This window comes from Leptospira inadai serovar Lyme str. 10 (assembly GCF_000243675.2).
In the GTDB taxonomy this organism is placed as follows: domain Bacteria; phylum Spirochaetota; class Leptospiria; order Leptospirales; family Leptospiraceae; genus Leptospira_B; species Leptospira_B inadai.
In genome coordinates this window covers 953,194-970,883 of the sequence record NZ_AHMM02000025.1, presented here as the reverse complement: position 1 = coordinate 970,883, position 17,690 = coordinate 953,194, and the positions used below count along the sequence as shown (strand labels likewise).

Genomic DNA, 17,690 nt, shown 5'->3' with positions numbered 1-17,690 from the left:
AATATCTAACTGATCTTTTGCGACCCGTTCAATTCCAAACTCGTTCATAAAAAATGCATATTCGCTCTCGATATTTGTTACCCGATTTGCGTTAGAAATGGCTTTTCTGCATATTGAAAACCGGGAAAATGAGTAAAATTCTTAGACCGAGGTTATAATGAAAAAACGAAATCTCCGCTTATATCTTATGATTGGAGTCGTTCTCCTAGTAGGCGCTAATTTCTCCCTTTCCGCTCAAGCCGGAACAACCGAAACTACTCTTCATGATTTTATGGAAGATTATACCAAACCGTTTTCCAAAAAAGCTAAGAAAGGCGATAAAACCGGATTAGAAAGAATCCTGAAAGAAGTTCCGAATTTCGCTTTAGATGATCAAAAAACGAAATGGAAGGAAATTACCGACACGGCCATCGCTAGCGGAGATCTCGAATCCTCGTGCAAAAACTGCCATAAGGAATACAAAAAAGAATATAAGAAAAGTTATAGAAAAAGGCCGATTCAAGTTCCTAACGAACTTATTAGTTTTTTGAAAGGATTGAAGTAGCTTCCGTTACGGGACTTACTTCGGGAGCCGGCTGAAAATCCAAGACGATCAGCGTAAGGTCGTCTTCAAAATGCTTCCGGTTTCCCGTAAATTCCCGTACGGTTTTAAACAAGGCCTCGGCCATGATTTCTCCGGACAAACCGATATTCTCTCCGAGCAATTTATAAAACCTTTGAAAACCGAAAATCTCTCCTTTATTATTTCTAGCTTCGGTTATTCCGTCGGTATAAATGATTAGTCGGTCGCCGGGTTCCAGCTGAAACTCCTTTACCGAATTCTTTAAACTCGGATCCATTCCCATTATCCAACCGGGCAAATATATCTCTTTGGCCGTACCGGAACTTCTGGCAATGGCGACTAACGGTGGGTGTCCCGCATTCGAATACGTCACCTTTCCGGTCGATCCGTCGACGAGTAAATAGGCCGCAGTTATATAATGTTTTCCGTATTTACCGCTCAAAGAACGATTTATATTCCGTAAAACTTCCGCAGGGTCTTCATGGTTTCTGGCCTCTATGGAAAAAGCCAACTTTACCATCGAAGCGATGATGGCCGCGGGAATTCCATGACCGGAAACGTCGGAAAGAAAAATTCCCAATTTATCCGAACCTATGTAATGAAAATCGTAAAAATCCCCTCCGACGGAACTGGCAAATTCGCTTCTAACGGATAATTTTAAATTGGGTACTTGCGGAAGTTGATCGGGAAGAATCGCTTCCTGCAATTCGCGGGCAATTTTCAGCTCTTGTTCAATCTCCGTCAACTTGAGCTGACTATCGTAGTTTTCGAGTCTGGCCTGGAGAGAATCCTTTTCCAAAGTTTTGATTCTATCCGCAAGAGCAAACGATAGTAGAGTCATTTCGATAACCGAACCGAATTGAGCCGACCAATGAGCGAAGAACGAATCCGGAATCCAAGAAAGATTGCGCATCGCGGTAACTAAAACGGATGCGATCAGCACCGACCATGCAAGTAGAAAATAACGAGCAGGGCGATAGCCTTTGCGGAGTCGTAAAAAACCGGAATAGACGACCAAACCGGCAGCCAGAAACGGATACCAAGAGACGGCTTTCATCATAAAACCGTAAGCCGAAGGAATTAAAGAAACAAAGAAACCTAATATGGCAAAGACCGATAAGATTAGGAAAGCCCAATCCTTCCAGCCTGTCTCCCGCTCCATGTGTAAAAAAGATCGTGTAAACAAAAGCGAGAACGCAACGGAAAGAAATGCAAAGCCGACGAGATAATCGTTCCAGCCGATCGGGGAAATACGAATTAGATATTGGGCTCCGATTCCCGACACTGCAAGTTGCCAAAGCGCGTAGAATAGAAGATAGAAAACGTAGAAAAAATAACTGGAATCCTTTACGACGAATGCAAGAAATCCGTTATATACTAACATGACTCCGATTGCGCCGAAAAAAACACCCAGAAGTAAATTCTCCGTTTGGATTCGACTCGAAAACTCTAGCGGCGACCAGGCTTGAAAATTGAGAACTACCGAACGACGACTGGAAGCTCTAACCAGAAATTCATGTTCCGAATTCGAATCCGTCTCGATGGCATAAGCGGGATTCATATAAGAAATACGTTGATCTCTTCCGATTTCACGCCAGGCAGATGGTCCGTATTCTTCCCTCTGAAAAATCATAAGATTTTCCATACCTGGATTGTTCAACACCAGATACCAATTGAAACTTCCCTCCTGTTTAGGAGATTTTACCTTAAATCGGAGCCAGAATATCTCATCAGTAAAACTTAATGAAAGGCTATCCTTGGTCACGGGCGTCCATGCCTGATCTACCTCGATCGCTTGAGATTGATTGTTTTGTTCGGAATCGCGATCAGTGGAGCGAATAAGCATAAACTTATTTAACGCGATTCCGGACATATGGCCGGAGAGTGGGTATACGGGTAGGACTTCCTCCGCTCCTAGAACATAAATCGGTATGCTCAGGAAAAGAAAGCAAACTAGAGCCGCATTCCGGACTTTCCGGAAAAAATTGACCAAGAATCCCCCTCAACCGGGAAGGTTCTTCGCCCCGGCTAAATTGCAGACGTAAAAAAATTGTTCTCGACTAACCGGTTGAATCGATAGGCGGCCCCCTTTTTGCAAGAGCACCATATCCTTCAGTTTCCCGTGGGATTTTAATTCTTCCAGGGAAATTGCGCGAGAAAATTTTTCTTTAAATTTCAGATCGACCATGTACCAAGTAGGCGCATCCGGCTTACTCTTAGGATCGTAGTACTTATGTTTGGGGTCGAAGGCGAAATGATCCGGATATCCGTCCTTTACAACCTCCGCTAAACCCATTATCGCAGTCGGTTTTGTACTACTATGATAGAAAAGAACCAAGTCTTTTTTTTTGACCTGGTCCCTTAAATAATTTCTCGCCTGATAATTCCTGACGCCTTCCCAGGGAGCGGTTTTCCCCGGAGAAGCTTTTAGATCATCGATGGAAAACGCATCCGGCTCGGTTTTAAAAAGCCAATAATTCATTCCACCCCGGTTGAATAAGCCGGTTTCGTAGGAATTCCTGAAGATTTTTCTTTCTTAGCCGGTTTTTCCGTTTTTTTACGCGGCTCCTCGTTGGCCGGGTGAACGATAGCCATAAGCTCGTCGTGATTCACCGTTTCCTTCGCTAAAAGAGCCTTAGCAAGATTTTCAAACTTAGCCGAATTCTTTCTTACTAATTCACGACCTTTATTTAAACAAGTCTGAACTATATCCCGGATTTCCTTATCTATCAAAGCCGCAAATTCTTCGCTAGTCGTTTTATTGCTTTGGCCCATATCCCGACCGACAAAGGGATTCTCATGCCCGCTACCATAATTGATCGTTCCGAGTTTTTCGGACATTCCCCAGTCGCAAACCATACGTCTAGCTATATTGGTCGCTTGTTGAATATCGTTGCTAGAACCGGTCGAAGTCATTTTGAATTTATATTCTTCCGCAATAAAGCCGCCCATACAGACTACGATTTGGTCCAGCCAATACGCTTTCGTATGAATATGCTTATCTTCCGTCGGAAGAGACTGAGTTAACCCGAGCGCTCTTCCTCTCGGAATGATGGTGACTTTATGTACCGGCTCCGTATATGCTAAGAGGGTTCCTAAAATCGCATGGCCCGCTTCGTGGTAGGCGATCACTTCCTTCTCTTTTTCGGAAATAAAGAAAGAACGACGTTCCGGACCCATCATCACCTTGTCGCGAGCTTCCTCTAATTCATCTTGAGTCACTCGCTTCTTATTCTTACGAGCGGCAAGTAGAGCGGCCTCATTGATTAAGTTAGAAAGGTCCGCTCCGGTAAAACCGGGCGTACCTCTTGCGATCGAGTTCAAAGAAATATCGCTAGTCAAAGGAACTTTTCTAGAGTGAACTTTCAAAATCTGTTCCCGACCGTTTAAATCCGGAAGATCCACCATTACCTGACGATCGAAACGCCCTGGCCTTAATAGAGCCGGATCGAGCACGTCGGCGCGGTTCGTAGCGGCCATAACGATTACGCCTTCGTTCTTTTCGAAACCGTCCATCTCTACAAGCATTTGGTTTAGGGTCTGCTCTCTTTCGTCGTGTCCCCCACCCCAGCCGGCTCCTCTTAGGCGACCGACCGCATCTATCTCATCGATAAAAATGATACAGGGAGAATTCTTCTTACCTTGATCGAAGAGGTCGCGAACGCGGGATGCGCCCACACCGACGAACATCTCCACAAAGTCGGAGCCGGAAATACTGAAGAAGGGAACTCCGGCCTCACCGGCGACGGCCCTGGCTAATAAAGTCTTACCGGTACCAGGAGGACCGATTAACAGAACTCCGGTCGGAATGCGAGCTCCCATGGATTGAAATTTCTTCGGGTCCTTTAGGAACTCGATAATTTCGACCAATTCGGTTTTGGCTTCCTCGCAGCCTGCCACGTCCGCAAAGCTGACTTTTACTTTCGGATCGACGGTAAGTTTAGCCTTCGATTTGCCGAAAGAAAACGCCTTGTTACCGGTCGATTGAACTTGGCGCATTATAAAGAAATAAAATACGAATATTGCAACGATTCCTAATAGTAAGAAGGAACTCAACATTCCGAAACCGCGACCGTCTTCGGCGGAAACGAATTCAAAATCCATATTAGAGCGACGAAGAGACGTTAGAAGTTCCTTGTCGATAGGCGCAATGGTCGTGCGGAAACGAACGGGTTCTTTGGAAGTGGAATCCATAGGTTCGTAACAGCCTTCCACCACATCCCGTTCCATAATCAATTTTTCGCAGCCGGGTATTTTCGCGTTCTTAACAAGTTTACCGATCGGCTTAGAACCGTCGGGTTCAAGCATATTCATAAATTGCGAGAACGGAATCGACTTGGGACTTCGATCCACGTAGTTTTTAATTTGGGGTCCGTAATAGGCGACGACGACTATCCCCACAATAAATAGAATTAGTAATCTGAGGCCTTTATTATTGTTATTCATATTGCTCTAACCCCCGCGATCCTTCCGATCGCCGTTGTCTGATTTTTAGACTCCAAAAAAACCGCTTTGAAACGGCGAAATCCAGTTCGGACAGATATTGCTTGGAAAGCCTTTTCTCTCAAAAAGTTCCTTTAATTCAGAATCAGGTTTTTTCCGGAAAAGTAAAGGAGAATCCGGGTTCAAAAACGGAATCATTTTAAGTTATGGGCCTAACTACAATAGGCCCATATCCTTACCGAATGTCTTGGTCAAAGTCTATATTTTTCGATTACGTCTTCGATATCGCCTAGGCTGATGGATCGAATTGCAGCTTCCGCATCGTTAATAATCTGAATCAGACTTAAATTCTCTAAAGGTTGAAAATCTTCCTTCAAAAAGCTTTCCAAATTGGAACCGTCGAAAATATCGTTTCCGATTCCGATCCGAATCCTAATAAAATTAGGGGAACGCAAAGATTGAATGATGGACTTTACTCCGGCGTTTTCCGTACCGTTGGCTCCTTTATCCACCACGATCTTACCCAAGGGTAGGGTCCAGTCTTCGTGGATGACCAGGATATCCTGGACTTGGATTTTCAAAAAGGAAGCGATGTACAGTACGGACTCTCCGGACAGGTCGCTGAAAGTTTGAGGCTTAAGAAGAACCACCTCCTCACCTTCGAAATCTCCCCTTCCGATCAGAGACTTTTTCTTCTTCGTCTTGATCTCTACGTTAATGTTATTCGCAATAACGTCGAGAATCTTGAAGCCGATATTCGCTCGGTTATTATTATATTTGTCTCCGGGATTTCCCAGTCCGACGATTAGCTTCATAGAGTACCGTATTCCGAAGTTTTAGACCCGAGCACGTTCCTGATTATTTTCCACCCTTTTTGGTGACTTTAGTTTTTGCGTCAGCCGCTTCTTTAGCATCGGCGCGTTCTTGAGCGAGCAGAGCCTTCGTTTTAAGAACGGAAGCGACGATCGGATCTCCGTTTACGAGAATTTCCCAACTTGCAGGAACCTTGAGCTGGCTTACCTTAATCGAATCGCCTACATCTAGGTCCGAGACGTCGATAACTAAGCTTTCCAACAAATCTTCCGGAATGGTCTTAACTCGAATCTCGTGAATGAGATGATCGAACTGACCTCCCATTTTGGAACCTTTCGCAAGTCCTTCCGTGCGAACTCCGATCTTGGTGATGATCTTTTTGCCCGGCTCCACTTTGTAAAAGTCGACGTGACGAATCCGATCGATCTCGGGAAATCTTTGGATTTCCTTGACATATACCTTATGCGTTCCTTCTCCTTCGATTTCTAAGTCGATCAGAGTGGATTGACGAATTCCGGAATGAACTAGTTTATCCAGTTCCTTTTCGTTAACGGCTCCGGAAGAAGCTTTCCCGCTACCGATGATGTTTATGGGCACCATTCCGGACGCACGAAGGCGATTATTGACGTTCTTGCCGGTTTCCGTTCTCTTTTTAACGGTAATTTTGTGGCTCATGGTTCCTACCCTTGTTTCCTAATTAAATAGATCGCTTACCGATTGGTTGGTTGAAATTCTCTGGATCGCCGCTGCAAACAGCGGGGCAACCGAGAGGGTTTTTAATTTCGAAATCTTTTTGGATTCCGGAATTTCGATGGAATTCGAAAGAACGACTTCTATGAACGGAGTCGAATTTAATCGATCGATCGACTCTCCCGATAGAACTCCGTGGCTTGCGGCACAATAGACGCTTTTTGCTCCGTTCTTTAGCAAAGCGTCGGCCGCCTTACAAATCGTACCGGCAGTATCGATCATATCGTCCAGAAGGATACAATTCTTTCCTTCTATCTCTCCGATAACATGCATTACTTCGGACACGTTCGCTTTCGGACGACGCTTATCAATGATCGCTAAAGTAGCATTCACTTTTTTACCGAAAGACCTTGCCCGTTCCGCACCGCCCGAGTCCGGAGAGACGATGACTAAATCATCGATTTTTTTATTACGAAAATATTCCACTAGAACGGGGTTAAAATGGAGATTATCCACCGGAACTTTAAAAAATCCCTGAATTTGATCGGCGTGAAGATCCATCGTAATCATTCGAGTCGGGCCTTGAACTTCGATTAGATCCGCTACGACCCTCGCCGAAATCGGAACGCGAGGTTCCACCTTTCTATCCTGACGACCGTAGCCGTAATAAGGCATTACGACCGAGATACTGTTTGCGGATGCTCTTCGCAAGGCGTCCATGATGAGCAGGAGTTCCATCAAATGATCGTTCGCCGGAGCCGAAGTGGATTGGATAAGAAATATATCCCTACCTCGTACGTTCTCCTCTATTTTGACGGCGATTTCTCCGTCGGAAAATTTACGTAAATTGATTTTGCCAGGCGCAATTTGAAGCTCTTTACAGATCTCTTCGGTAATTGTGCGATTGGATGATCCGGAGAATACCGCTAATTGGCTCATTTTGTAGGAACTTCTCCCTTTAGGATAGCCGAGAGAGCCTCTAAATCTTGGGGGGAGTTGACCCCTTGGCTTTCCCCGCTGTCTTTCAGCACGACTGCACCCAATTTCTTTCCTTCCTTCTTATACAAAGCTACCAGGTCCGGAAGATAATACTCGCCTTGGGCATTGCTATTTCCGATCTTGCGTAACGAATCGAACAGTGCCTCGGAATCGAAAACATAGGTTCCGGTATTGATCTCATCGATCTTCTTTTGATTTGCGTCCGCATCCTTTTCTTCCACGATCGCAATTACTTCCCCGCTTTCGTTGCGAACGATTCGGCCATAACCGGTGGGATTATCCACTTTCGCGGAAAGTAGAGTAGCGGAGAACCCGTTTTGATTATGCGTTGCGATCAGGGAGCGGAATGTCTCTCCGGTAATCATGGGGACGTCCCCGCAAGCCACTAAAATCGGGCCATTATGTCCGTTAATGGAATGCTCGGCACTCAAAACTGCATGAGCCGTTCCAAGTTGATCCTTCTGCTCTGCGAATTTTAAATCGGGAATTCCCAGGCAGAGGGCCTGCACTTCTTCCTTTTTATAACCGACGACGACGACGATTTCGCCGACTCCCGACTCGCGAAGATGGTCGATGACATGGATCAAGAGTGGTTTTCCGTTCAAAGAAACCGCGACCTTAGGTTGGTCGGTCTTCATGCGGGTTCCCTTGCCTGCAGCAAGTACCACAGCAACAGCTTCCTTTGAGATATTCATTCGTTATCCGGTGAAGTAGAACAATGGCTGGGCCGCTAGGATTCGAACCTAGGAAATGGCGGTACCAAAAACCGCTGCCTTACCACTTGGCGACGGCCCAGTTTCTATCTTTAATAATTAAAGCTTACAAACGTAAGACCTGGAAACTCCGCTCTCATTTTTGCGAGCAGTTCATCCCGTATCTCCAATCCTTGAACCAATCCGTAGATGCAAGATCCTGAACCGGTCATTGAGGAATAGCTGGCTCCGTTTGCCAGAAAGCACTTCTTCAATCCCCCGAGTTCGGGAAAGGTTTGGAAGGCTAACGGCTCGAAGTCGTTTACGAGCTTTCCCTCCAAATCCGCCCAATTTCCTTCTTTCAGAGCAAATCCGACGTCTTTGGATAGAGAAATCCAGTTTTTCGAGGGAGGGTCGGCTTGTAAAGGTTTTTTGAGACCTGCATACATTTCAGCCGTGGACAAAATCTGAGGAGTCAGCGCCAAAATTCCCTGTCCGGAATGAACTTCGATATCTTCCAAGACTTCCCCCTTTCCGGAAACGAACGCATGCCCTTCGTTTAGAAAAAAAGGAACATCCGAACCTATGCTCGCCGCCAAATCGGAGAGTCCGTCCGAGCTGAATTCCTGGGTTAAACCGAAATAGAAAGATAATAGAGAGGCGGCATTACTAGATCCGCCTCCCAACCCTGCCGCAGGTGGGATTCTTTTAGTTATATGAATCCGAACTCCGGGCAATTCCCGGTACTGAGATCGAATTTTTTGATAGGTTTTGTACAGAATATTTTTAGTGAGATCCCCTTTTTCGGAGACCTCGTCATACAGGGAACGCTTCTCATCGATGATTTGATTTTCGGATACGAGTTGAAAAAGACCCGGATCGATGGGTGCAATCCGAATATCGTCCCCCCAATTGATTCGAAGAAAGACGCTACGGATCTCGTGATAGCCGTCGGGTCTTTTGTACGGGATTTTCAACCCTAGATTGATCTTAGCCGGAGAGAGCAAAGTAATTCTTGTTTGGACAATCCTCGATCACGAGTCAATTCATTATCAGACTTGGATTCGGGAGAAGGATTGAGAATTTGGAGAATTGAAATAATAAAGGAAGAATCTTATAAACCATCGGATCAAATTTGCTGAATTCTACTGCAACGAAGGATGCAAAAAAATCAATCCGCATCGATACCTATATCTAATTTTTCGGCGCCCTTATTTGTTCCTTCCAATAGGCAAGAATCCTTTGCCGTAACGCCGGCGGCGATTTTATGATAACGTTGGAACCGAATCCTTTCAGTGTGCTTAAAAACCAATCTTCATTTCTAATTTTAGCTTTAGATAAATAGAATGTATTCCCGCCCAGCTCTAAAGATTCTTTCGTCCGTTCCAATCCGAGTCTTTTGTGCAAATTAAAGTAAACGTCCGAAGTATGATAGATCTCGGCGACCGATCCGTCATTATCCGTTTTTTTCAGGAAGTCCTTTAGATGCGAAATGGCTTGTCTTCTTTCCTGGTCCGGAACTCGAACGGCTTCGTCCGCACTGACCGAAAAGGTTAAAATCGAATCCAATCGAAACGATCTTGGCGCATTTCTCGTATGGCAATATCCTATCAGATATTCTTCCCGATAATTGAATAAGGCCCATGGATCCACCTTTCTTTTTATCGGCGTCGTTTCTCCCTGAGCTTGGTATTCGAGCAGGACAGCCTTATTTAAATTTATCGCTTCCGATATCTGTTGTTTTAAGTCTTTCGCGTCTAAAATTCCCGAAGAAGGTAAAATGGTATGAATCTTATCCAAAACGGATTTGAGAACGCCGCTCCGGTCCGAACTTACTTCCTTTTGCTCCTCTTCCAAGAGCAGGGTCCGCAAGGTCGCCCACTCTCTCACGCTCAACGTTAAACCTTCGTCCATTCTATTCGGTAAGCGTATTCCGATAGTTTCTCCGTCGTAATCGATTTCCACGAGTTGATCGGGAGTGTACGGATAAGAGCCGACCATATAAAGCTTACCTAATTCTTTTTTTAAATCGGAAACTTCTTTGATACCCGAGTATTTGGAAAGGTCCTCTAAACTCATCCTACGATTTTCCTTAAGCAACCGAATCAATGCCAGCTTAGTCTGCAATTTCTTTGTAGTAGGATTCATATCTAAGCCAGTATCAAAAAAAAAGGATCGCATGCAATCCGAAAAATCGAACGATTCTTCGGAAAGATTTTAAATTCATGGTCTTTAAAATACGGAAAATTTTTTACTCGGAGCAGATTCGTTCAAGCGTTACGCCGGAGATCGGTATAGTATCGTAAAAATTCCGATTCCATCTCGGATCGTAAAGAGTGTATCCATGAAACTATTAATCACAGGCGCCACCGGCTTTTTAGGAAAGCGAATCGTAGATCTTTTAAAAAAAGAAGGAGGACACGAATTGTATTCGCTGGTAAGGAGTGAATCCTCCGCTTCCGCCTCCCATAAACTCGGACTACAGCCGATTCTTGCGGATCTCGGGGATCCTCTTTCTCTGAAGAAAGCTTTAGAAGGAATTAAGCTCGACTCGATCATCCACCTCGCCGCCGAAATCGCAACACAAAGAAATGAACGACTTCTCTGGAAGGTGAATCACGAAGGAACGAAAAATCTTTTCGAATCCGTTGCGAACCTTGGATTAAAACGTTTTATATTTGCCAGCACCGTAGTAGTCGGAGAAGCAAACGGAGAATTACTTTCGGAAGACAAACCCTTGAATGTGGAGACCGAGTATGGAAGAACGAAACAGGCTTCGGAGCGGATGTTGCTCGAAGCTTACAAAACGAAGGACTTTCCTGCGATCATTCTTCGTCCATCTCATATCTACGGTCCCGGGGGCTGGTTTCAGGATTTAATTCGCGATATAAAAATCGGCCTCTTTAGAATTCCGGGCAACGGGCTAAATTATTGGGACGTAGTTTACGTGGATGACGTTGCCGCCGCGTTTTTAAAGGTTTTACATTCGGGCAAACCCGGAGAAATCTATCATATCGCGGACGATACTCCCGTCACCATGCGGGATTTCTTTAACGAGGCGGGAACTTACCTAGGCAAAAAGAAAATAGGGCATGCCCCGGTGTTCGTCGCGAATTTATTAAAAGGCAAAGACCCGGTTCGAGCGGCGACCCGCTCGGCAAGAAATTCCAACTTAAAGCTTAAATCCTTGGGCTGGAAGCCCGCTTATACGGACTATAAGTCCGGCCTTAAGGAAACATTCCAAAATTCGAATTAATAAAATCCTTATGAATCCGGGACGCTCGCTATCTTCTTATCATCGAAAATACGATGACGTCCGGTTTATTTTCGACAAGGACGGGAACAAACGTTTTCCCTAATATTCTATTCACCGAATCGTAATATGCATTATGCTCGAAAGGTCGGTTCGGATCGGCAAGGCGGTCGGTCAGCACCTTTGCCTGAACGAACAATATTTTTGCGAACCGGTTCGGATCATTCTTCGAGAAAAATTTATTTAAGGCGACCGCATCAAAAAGAGTGACGCAAGGAGTTTCGAAAAAGTTTTTACCCATAATCTGAGTGTACGTTCTGATCTGGACGACAACTAAATCGGCTTTTTGCTCCTCGTATAGCTTATGCAATCCCGTAGACTGTTTGCCGTACTTGGCGAGAATTCGGGTATACGAGACCGTAACGAGCGTGGAATAAATAGCCGAAACGATTACGAAAGACTTAATAATTTTTTGTCGGTATCCCGAAGATTCCTGTCGGACCAAAATGACAAACCCGACAAAGCTCGGGATAGCAAGATGCAGATATCTGGTTCCGAAATCGATGATTCCGTCGTTCGGTGCGACTAATACCGATCCGACAAATGCGGCGGCTCCCGACTGAATGAATAAATTACGACCGAAGTCGAAATTCTCCGTACTCTTTTTTAGAAATGCCCCTTTTGAAGAAAACATAAAGTATACGGCATATACAAAAAAGAATAAAAACAAAGGCATGTAGGTAAAGAATCCGGGACGGCCGTAACTAAAGAAGAGTAGCCCTTGGTAGATAGGGAGCTTTTCCCAAGGTCGCAAAAACATCGTAGGTTGATTAAAGGAAAAACGAGGCCCAAGAGGCAAACCGTACATATGCATCTGAACGAAGAGCAGCAGAAGCAACCCGAAGGCAACGCCGATCACGTAAAAGATTATAGGAATTCGCGGCTGCTTCTTCCGCCTTAGTCCGAGTAATAAAAACAGGGAAAACGAGACGATAAAAACGATCGATTCCACGCGAAACCAAGCTGCGGAAGCGGATACAAAACCCACCAATACATATAAATAAGGAAGCCGTCGAAAAGAGTTTCGCAGTATAAAAAACGCGCCCGAAAAAAATAAAAAGGAAGCGAGCGCGACATCCGGGAAAAAATATCCGTTAATAACGAAGGGAGATCCTAGAACGAGAATGAATAAAAATAACGGATCCCATTCCCATAAAATCGACAGCACCAAGAGAGTAACTGCGACAACCAGTGCGATAACTATGTAAACCCCCTCGATCCCTCCCCAAGGTAAAATCGCGGCATAAACGTATCCAAGCGCGACCGGAAAAGGGCTTACGATTTTCCCGCGAATCCGAATACATTCAGTCGGACAAAATTCGGACTCCGAATCCAGCTTTGCCGAAGGTAAGTCCAAAGATCCCGAGGTAAAACCGCTCCTATAAATGGATTCCCCTAAAATGAATTTGGCAAGATGGTCCGAGTAAAGCTGCTGAGACGGCTTCAGAAGGAAGGGATAAAGAAGAGGTGTCAGAAGCAGGATTACGATTAGGATTTTTCGAAAGTAGTTGGACTGGAAAAACGGCACGGTTGTAAAAGTAGAGTTCAAAAGGTCGGGGACAATCCTTTTTTAGCCCGAGCCCCCTTTTGTCAAATAGGTTGACGCGGCTTATCGGAGAAATACGTTCTGCCTACCAAGCCAGAGGAAGCAAATGAAGAAATCTCTCCTTTTCATTCTTAGTTTTTATCTCTACGGTAGCTACTTTGGAATCCTCGCTCAGGATACCTCGAATCCTACGACTGCCGCAACCCCCCGGGATAAAATGGTATGTACGAGGATCGATCTAGAAATTATCGGAACCAGTTATAATGAAGGCCTCCGTTGCGAAACGAAAGATGCGATTTGTTATATGATCGAGGGGTTTGCAATGAGTTGTTTCCCTAAACCTAAAAGTATTTCAGGACAGTAAAATTTACCGGACTATCGAAAAAGAAACTGCCATTTCAATGGCAGTAGTCTTGCATAAAAAAAGGCGTCATTCAGACGCCCTCCGATAATAAAGGATTTATAGGATTCGAGACGATTAAAGATTGTTCAAGAATTCTTGAGTCTTTTGAGCTTCTCTTTCCAAAGCAGCTGCTTGTTTCAGAAATTTTGCCGATTGAGCATTGCTGGCCAGGAATTTTCCGCCGGTAGAACGTTTTGCAAGAGCTCTTAGCTCTTCGGCACGCTCGGATTTTTGCTGAGCGAGCGCTTTCAGGTACGTGCCAACGGCAATTTTCTGTTCTTTCGTGACGGCGGCCGAAACCAGCGCTTGCTCCAATAGACGATCTTCGGTGTCTTGAGAAACTGCGAAGATAGAAGAGCCAGCTAAGAATCCAGCGACCAGAAGTAGAGAAACGATCTTGTTAACTTTCATGAATTTGAAACCTCTCGGTGAACTTATTTATATTTTTAATTCTCGTTATCGCTTATATCCATAAGACCTAGGCTACTTTCCAGATGATACAAAAAAATCAAAAAAAGTAAAAAACCGATTTAAATCGTTAAACGAATCCCGGAAATTCAAACGCTTAATAATATCGTTTATTAAGTTTGCATAATTTTCAGAAACATTACGCTTCACTGCTCCTCTCGATGCGTAACGCAAATAAAAGAGGCGAATCCGAAAGCCGTACTGTAGACCTGCTTCCTTCTCATACAATCTTCGTCTAGTTAGTCCAATTTTTCAAGAAAAAAGCATATAAGAAAAACGGAAAATGCTTATTTTTTAAGCACATTTATTAAGCAATATGCCCATAGTTTGAGCAAAAATAGGGCCAAAACCCCCTTTTTTCAAGGATTTCCTAAAAATGCGAATTTGCGCAAGGATCGCTTTTCCGATGCGACTCCTTGGATAATTTTGGTAGCAGATTCTCTCTTAAAAGGATTTAGCGAATGCGTTATTTACATGCTATGATCCGCGTTTTGGATTTAGATGCGGCCTTGGACTTCTTCTGCGACAAATTAGGATTGAAAGAGACTAGACGAAGCGAGCATCCGGAAGGAAAATTTACTCTCGTGTTTTTGTCCGAAGAATCGCCTAACGCACCGGAAATAGAACTGACCTATAACTGGGACCAAAAAGAACGATATACCTTCGGTAGGAACTTCGGCCACCTGGCCTTCGAAGTGGAAAATATATACGAAGTGTGCGAACGGTTGCAATCGAAAGGCGTCATCATCAATCGTCCGCCCCGCGACGGCCGAATGGCTTTCGTACGTTCCCCGGATTTGATTTCCATCGAATTATTGCAGAAAGGAAAGTCTTTGGAGCCTGCAGAGCCTTGGAAGAGTATGCAGAATACCGGAGAGTGGTGACGGGATTTTCCCTCATTTCCCGAGAAATTTATATTCTTCCAATAAGAGATGTACGGATTTCTGAAACAAATCCTCCAATTCCTGGGGTTGGATTTCCTCCAAGTTACTCCCTTCTTTCCAAAGGAAGGGAAGTAGACCGTCTAGATTGGTGGATTCAAAGCGCAGAGTTTGTCCGTTTTCTTTGTAAGGAATTCCGGCGAGAAAAAGTTTCGCTTTGAAAAGCGCATCCGATCTACAGGTCCAGACGACCGACTTGGGTTCATGCACGGGAAATAAACCGGCATGCACGACCTGATCCTCCCAGGTTTCTCGCTGGGCTCCTTTTTTTTGAAAGAGTAAATCACCCTGAAGAATCTCGGCTTCCAAAATCTTAGGAAGGATCAAACGTTTCTTAACCTTTTCGGATCGATCATAGGCCAGGAGATAGTAGTCCTCTCCTCCTTTTCTCAATAAACGAATCGGGTCCACTTCCAAGGGATAGGATTCTTCCGGAAAGGTTTTATAATATTTCAATCGTAACGGACTTCGATTCTTAAGCGCTTCCAGAATGGAAAACGCGACCTCGCCTAGTTCATCCGAAATATCCTTGGGCTCTTCTTTTAACTCCGGAAAGATTCCTAGTTCGCCGGCAAAGATTTTCTGTGCAGCAGTGTATAATTCATAACGAGGCGATTGCGAGTATGCTTCCAGTAAAACGGCGGAAATTTCCCTAAGTTCGTCGGACGAAAATTTGAGCGACTTAGCCAGAGGATCCGTTTCCAAAATGTAAACAAAGTCTTTCGTATTCTTTTGAGGGTAATAACGAATCTGAAATCCTAGATTTTCCAGCTCTTCTATATCGCGGGAAAGCTTTCTCCGGTCCGAGTCCTTGTTTTCGTTATCATAAAACTCTCCCATGATCTCCCTTAAGGACGAAAGGGTTAGCCCCTCCTGGAATTGAAAGAAATTAAAGAGCAAGGTCAGGAGACGAGACTCCGTAGGATTTATTTCCCTGGGTTCGATTCCAAGCTCGAGATCGTTATCAAATTCTTCTTCTTTCATGCCTACGATCAGAGAATCAGCCATCATCCCGACCTAGCAACCAGAAATCTCCGAATCCCGAAGGAACTTCCTCCGAGATAAAAAACCGCTTGAAGAACGGGAAAGAAAGGAAAAACTCCGAATGCCCGAAAGGGATAAATTTGAGAGTGGAATAGGAATCGCTATGGCAAAAATTATAGGATACATCATACCGAATATCGTAGGTTTGATTTTAATCGTTTTGGGTTGGTGGACCACGATCATCAATGTGGCGACTCTGCGCTTTTCGGGCGAATCGTACTTCAACAAATGGACCTACACAGGATTGATACTGATCATAGTCGGGGCTTATCTTCCCGAAATTTGGATTGGACTCCGAAATAAACTCTTTGGTACGAAATCCGAGACCTAGATTTCCTGACGCGAAAATTGTCTAGACATTCTTCGGTACTTAATTTAAGTTCCGTCTCAGGACCCGACTCCTAACCCTCGGTATGAATTCGAAAAAAATCTTTACGAGCTAGGTACATGTACTATAATGCGACATAATATAGAGATTGGAACCTGAGACGGTCAATGAGTACGGAAACCGAAGTTCTAGACAAAGCCACGCGAAAGAAAACGGATATCGAGTATAATAAACCTACTCTTTCTAGAGAGGATCTCAAAACCGTACTCGAGGCGTTAGTAGAAGATCATCTTTCGACCGGGTCGGTTACTTCTAAATTTGAAAAAGCCTTCTCCTCCACATTTCGAACAAAAAATGTCATTTCGGCAAATAGCTTAACGGCTGCGTACCATCTCGCATTCCTTTCCTTGGAAATCCAGCCGGGGGATAAGGTGGCTCTATCGACGTACGCTCCTGTTGCGGCGCTAGATGCAATTTTTCTAATTCAAGCACAACCCTTAGTGATCGATCTAGAAAGGCATTCCTTTCATATTAGCGTTGCCGGAGTGGCCTCTGCACTGGAAGATCCTAGAGTAAAGGCGATTGTGGTCGATCATACGTTCGGGTCTTTGGTGGACTTTTCTAAGTATGATTTTAAGGAAATCCCCGTTATTGAAGATTTCTCGGAAGCTGTAGGCTCGAGAACCGAGACGTTTACACCGGGAAAACAAGGAAAGCTCTCCATTTGCGGACTTTCGGTAGAATATCTAATCACCACCGGAAACGGAGCCTTGATTTGTACGGACGACGATTCGATATCTAAAAAAATTCGGGCTCGAAAAAACGGTAAGGACCCCTATCCTAGAAAAGACTGCCAGCCGAGGATGGATTACGACATGATCGATTACCAGGCCGCCCTGGGTATCGAACAGCTTTCCAATTTGGGAGTGATTCTGGAACGGAAACGTAAAATCGCTCAGATTTACTTACAATCCCTGCAAGGTTCCCAGGTTTCTTCCCATTATAACGATCCGACCTCGGAAACCTTTAATCGCTTTGTTATCCTTGCACCGGGAAATTACGAACAGGTGGAGAGATACTTTCGGTCTCTCCAAATCGGCACTCGCAGAACGATGGAAGAACCGGTTCACCATATTTTAGAATTGCCGAATGCGGATTTTCCGAATGGAGAACGTCTCTTTCAAAGAGGTCATTGCATCCCGGTCTACCCGAACCTGACAAAAGATAATATACAGCGGATTTCCCAGGCGATCCGCAGAATTTATTAGTTCGGAAACAAAATCTTTGGTCTGAAATCCGTGGCCTGATTTCCTGCCGCGAAAACTTTCTAGATATTCTTCGGTACTTCCGTCCAGTTCCGCCTCCGGACATAACTTGACTGATTCAAAAGATTTTTAAAATTCCTCGCCCTCCCCGATAATTGTTTCCGAAAAAAGACAAAACCCCGA

The 17,690-nt window shown here is 44.6% G+C and carries 18 protein-coding genes and 1 tRNA gene; 6 read left to right on the top strand and 13 right to left on the bottom strand.

The genetic code is table 11. The features are described from left to right. Positions 1–157: 157 nt before the first annotated feature. The gene (locus LEP1GSC047_RS20330; RefSeq protein WP_010415394.1) at positions 158–544 is read left to right on the top strand and encodes a hypothetical protein; all 387 of its coding nucleotides are present in this window, start codon (positions 158–160) and stop codon (positions 542–544) included. Here the strand turns inward: LEP1GSC047_RS20330 and LEP1GSC047_RS20325 are convergent. The 10 genes from LEP1GSC047_RS20325 to LEP1GSC047_RS20280 form a co-directional block, all read right to left on the bottom strand. Continuing rightward, positions 519–2,555: a SpoIIE family protein phosphatase gene (locus LEP1GSC047_RS20325; protein ID WP_010415397.1), complete on the bottom strand. Its 2,037-nt coding sequence runs from the start codon at positions 2,553–2,555 to the stop codon at positions 519–521. The genes LEP1GSC047_RS20330 and LEP1GSC047_RS20325 overlap by 26 nt on opposite strands. Before the next feature lie 9 nt (positions 2,556–2,564). Beyond that, positions 2,565–3,044: an EVE domain-containing protein gene (locus tag LEP1GSC047_RS20320; RefSeq protein WP_020989144.1), complete on the bottom strand. Its 480-nt coding sequence runs from the start codon at positions 3,042–3,044 to the stop codon at positions 2,565–2,567. Beyond that, on the bottom strand, positions 3,041–5,008 hold the full coding sequence (gene ftsH, locus LEP1GSC047_RS20315; protein ID WP_010415398.1) for an ATP-dependent zinc metalloprotease FtsH: 1,968 nt from the start codon (positions 5,006–5,008) through the stop codon (positions 3,041–3,043). The genes LEP1GSC047_RS20320 and ftsH overlap by 4 nt, the downstream gene beginning before the upstream one ends. A gap of 248 nt (positions 5,009–5,256) precedes the next feature. Next, positions 5,257–5,820, bottom strand: coding sequence for an aminoacyl-tRNA hydrolase (pth, locus tag LEP1GSC047_RS20310; RefSeq protein ID WP_010415400.1), 564 nt, complete (start codon positions 5,818–5,820; stop codon positions 5,257–5,259). A gap of 43 nt (positions 5,821–5,863) precedes the next feature. Beyond that, the gene (locus LEP1GSC047_RS20305; RefSeq protein WP_010415403.1) at positions 5,864–6,493 is read right to left on the bottom strand and encodes a 50S ribosomal protein L25/general stress protein Ctc; all 630 of its coding nucleotides are present in this window, start codon (positions 6,491–6,493) and stop codon (positions 5,864–5,866) included. 18 nt (positions 6,494–6,511) lie between these two features. Next, entirely contained in the window at positions 6,512–7,447 is a 936-nt protein-coding gene (locus LEP1GSC047_RS20300) for a ribose-phosphate diphosphokinase (RefSeq protein ID WP_010415406.1), read from the bottom strand. Then, entirely contained in the window at positions 7,444–8,202 is a 759-nt protein-coding gene (locus LEP1GSC047_RS20295; RefSeq protein ID WP_020989036.1) for a sugar phosphate nucleotidyltransferase, read from the bottom strand. Before LEP1GSC047_RS20295 ends, LEP1GSC047_RS20300 begins: the two co-directional genes overlap by 4 nt. Positions 8,203–8,226: 24 nt before the next feature. Beyond that, positions 8,227–8,302 (bottom strand) — tRNA-Gln (locus LEP1GSC047_RS20290). A 10-nt stretch (positions 8,303–8,312) separates the two neighbouring features. Beyond that, positions 8,313–9,206: a 4-(cytidine 5'-diphospho)-2-C-methyl-D-erythritol kinase gene (locus LEP1GSC047_RS20285; protein WP_010415412.1), complete on the bottom strand. Its 894-nt coding sequence runs from the start codon at positions 9,204–9,206 to the stop codon at positions 8,313–8,315. Positions 9,207–9,393: 187 nt separating this feature from the next. Beyond that, positions 9,394–10,380, bottom strand: a complete 987-nt coding sequence (locus LEP1GSC047_RS20280) for a helix-turn-helix transcriptional regulator (protein ID WP_020988969.1) — start codon at positions 10,378–10,380, stop codon at positions 9,394–9,396. Positions 10,381–10,543: 163 nt separating this feature from the next. On the opposite strand from LEP1GSC047_RS20280, the gene LEP1GSC047_RS20275 reads away from it, so the two are divergent. Beyond that, positions 10,544–11,455 carry an NAD-dependent epimerase/dehydratase family protein gene (locus LEP1GSC047_RS20275; protein ID WP_010415419.1) on the top strand — a complete coding sequence of 304 codons (912 nt, stop codon included), beginning with the start codon at positions 10,544–10,546 and terminating at the stop codon, positions 11,453–11,455. A gap of 28 nt (positions 11,456–11,483) precedes the next feature. Here the strand turns inward: LEP1GSC047_RS20275 and LEP1GSC047_RS20270 are convergent, their stop codons facing one another. Further along, the gene (locus tag LEP1GSC047_RS20270) at positions 11,484–13,061 is read right to left on the bottom strand and encodes an LA_3751/LA_3752 family putative glycosyltransferase (protein WP_010415422.1); all 1,578 of its coding nucleotides are present in this window, start codon (positions 13,059–13,061) and stop codon (positions 11,484–11,486) included. A gap of 103 nt (positions 13,062–13,164) precedes the next feature. Here LEP1GSC047_RS20270 and LEP1GSC047_RS20265 point away from each other — a divergent pair, with 103 nt between their 5' ends. Next, positions 13,165–13,422, top strand: coding sequence for a hypothetical protein (locus LEP1GSC047_RS20265; protein WP_010415424.1), 258 nt, complete (start codon positions 13,165–13,167; stop codon positions 13,420–13,422). A 114-nt stretch (positions 13,423–13,536) separates the two neighbouring features. Here the strand turns inward: LEP1GSC047_RS20265 and LEP1GSC047_RS20260 are convergent, their stop codons facing one another. Beyond that, positions 13,537–13,872, bottom strand: coding sequence for an LIC10421/LIC12816 family protein (locus tag LEP1GSC047_RS20260; protein WP_010415428.1), 336 nt, complete (start codon positions 13,870–13,872; stop codon positions 13,537–13,539). Positions 13,873–14,390: 518 nt separating this feature from the next. On the opposite strand from LEP1GSC047_RS20260, the gene LEP1GSC047_RS20250 reads away from it, so the two are divergent. After that, on the top strand, positions 14,391–14,813 hold the full coding sequence (locus LEP1GSC047_RS20250; protein WP_010415434.1) for a VOC family protein: 423 nt from the start codon (positions 14,391–14,393) through the stop codon (positions 14,811–14,813). Between the two features lie 12 nt (positions 14,814–14,825). Here LEP1GSC047_RS20250 and LEP1GSC047_RS20245 read toward each other — a convergent pair whose 3' ends face one another. After that, on the bottom strand, positions 14,826–15,881 hold the full coding sequence (locus tag LEP1GSC047_RS20245; protein WP_010415437.1) for a helix-turn-helix transcriptional regulator: 1,056 nt from the start codon (positions 15,879–15,881) through the stop codon (positions 14,826–14,828). Between the two features lie 136 nt (positions 15,882–16,017). Between LEP1GSC047_RS20245 and LEP1GSC047_RS20240 the strand changes: the two genes are divergently transcribed. Together LEP1GSC047_RS20240 and LEP1GSC047_RS20235 are read left to right on the top strand one after the other, a co-directional pair. After that, positions 16,018–16,245 carry a hypothetical protein gene (locus LEP1GSC047_RS20240; protein WP_039935851.1) on the top strand — a complete coding sequence of 76 codons (228 nt, stop codon included), beginning with the start codon at positions 16,018–16,020 and terminating at the stop codon, positions 16,243–16,245. A gap of 164 nt (positions 16,246–16,409) precedes the next feature. Continuing rightward, entirely contained in the window at positions 16,410–17,510 is a 1,101-nt protein-coding gene (locus LEP1GSC047_RS20235) for a DegT/DnrJ/EryC1/StrS family aminotransferase (protein WP_010415443.1), read from the top strand. Positions 17,511–17,690: the final 180 nt, after the last annotated feature.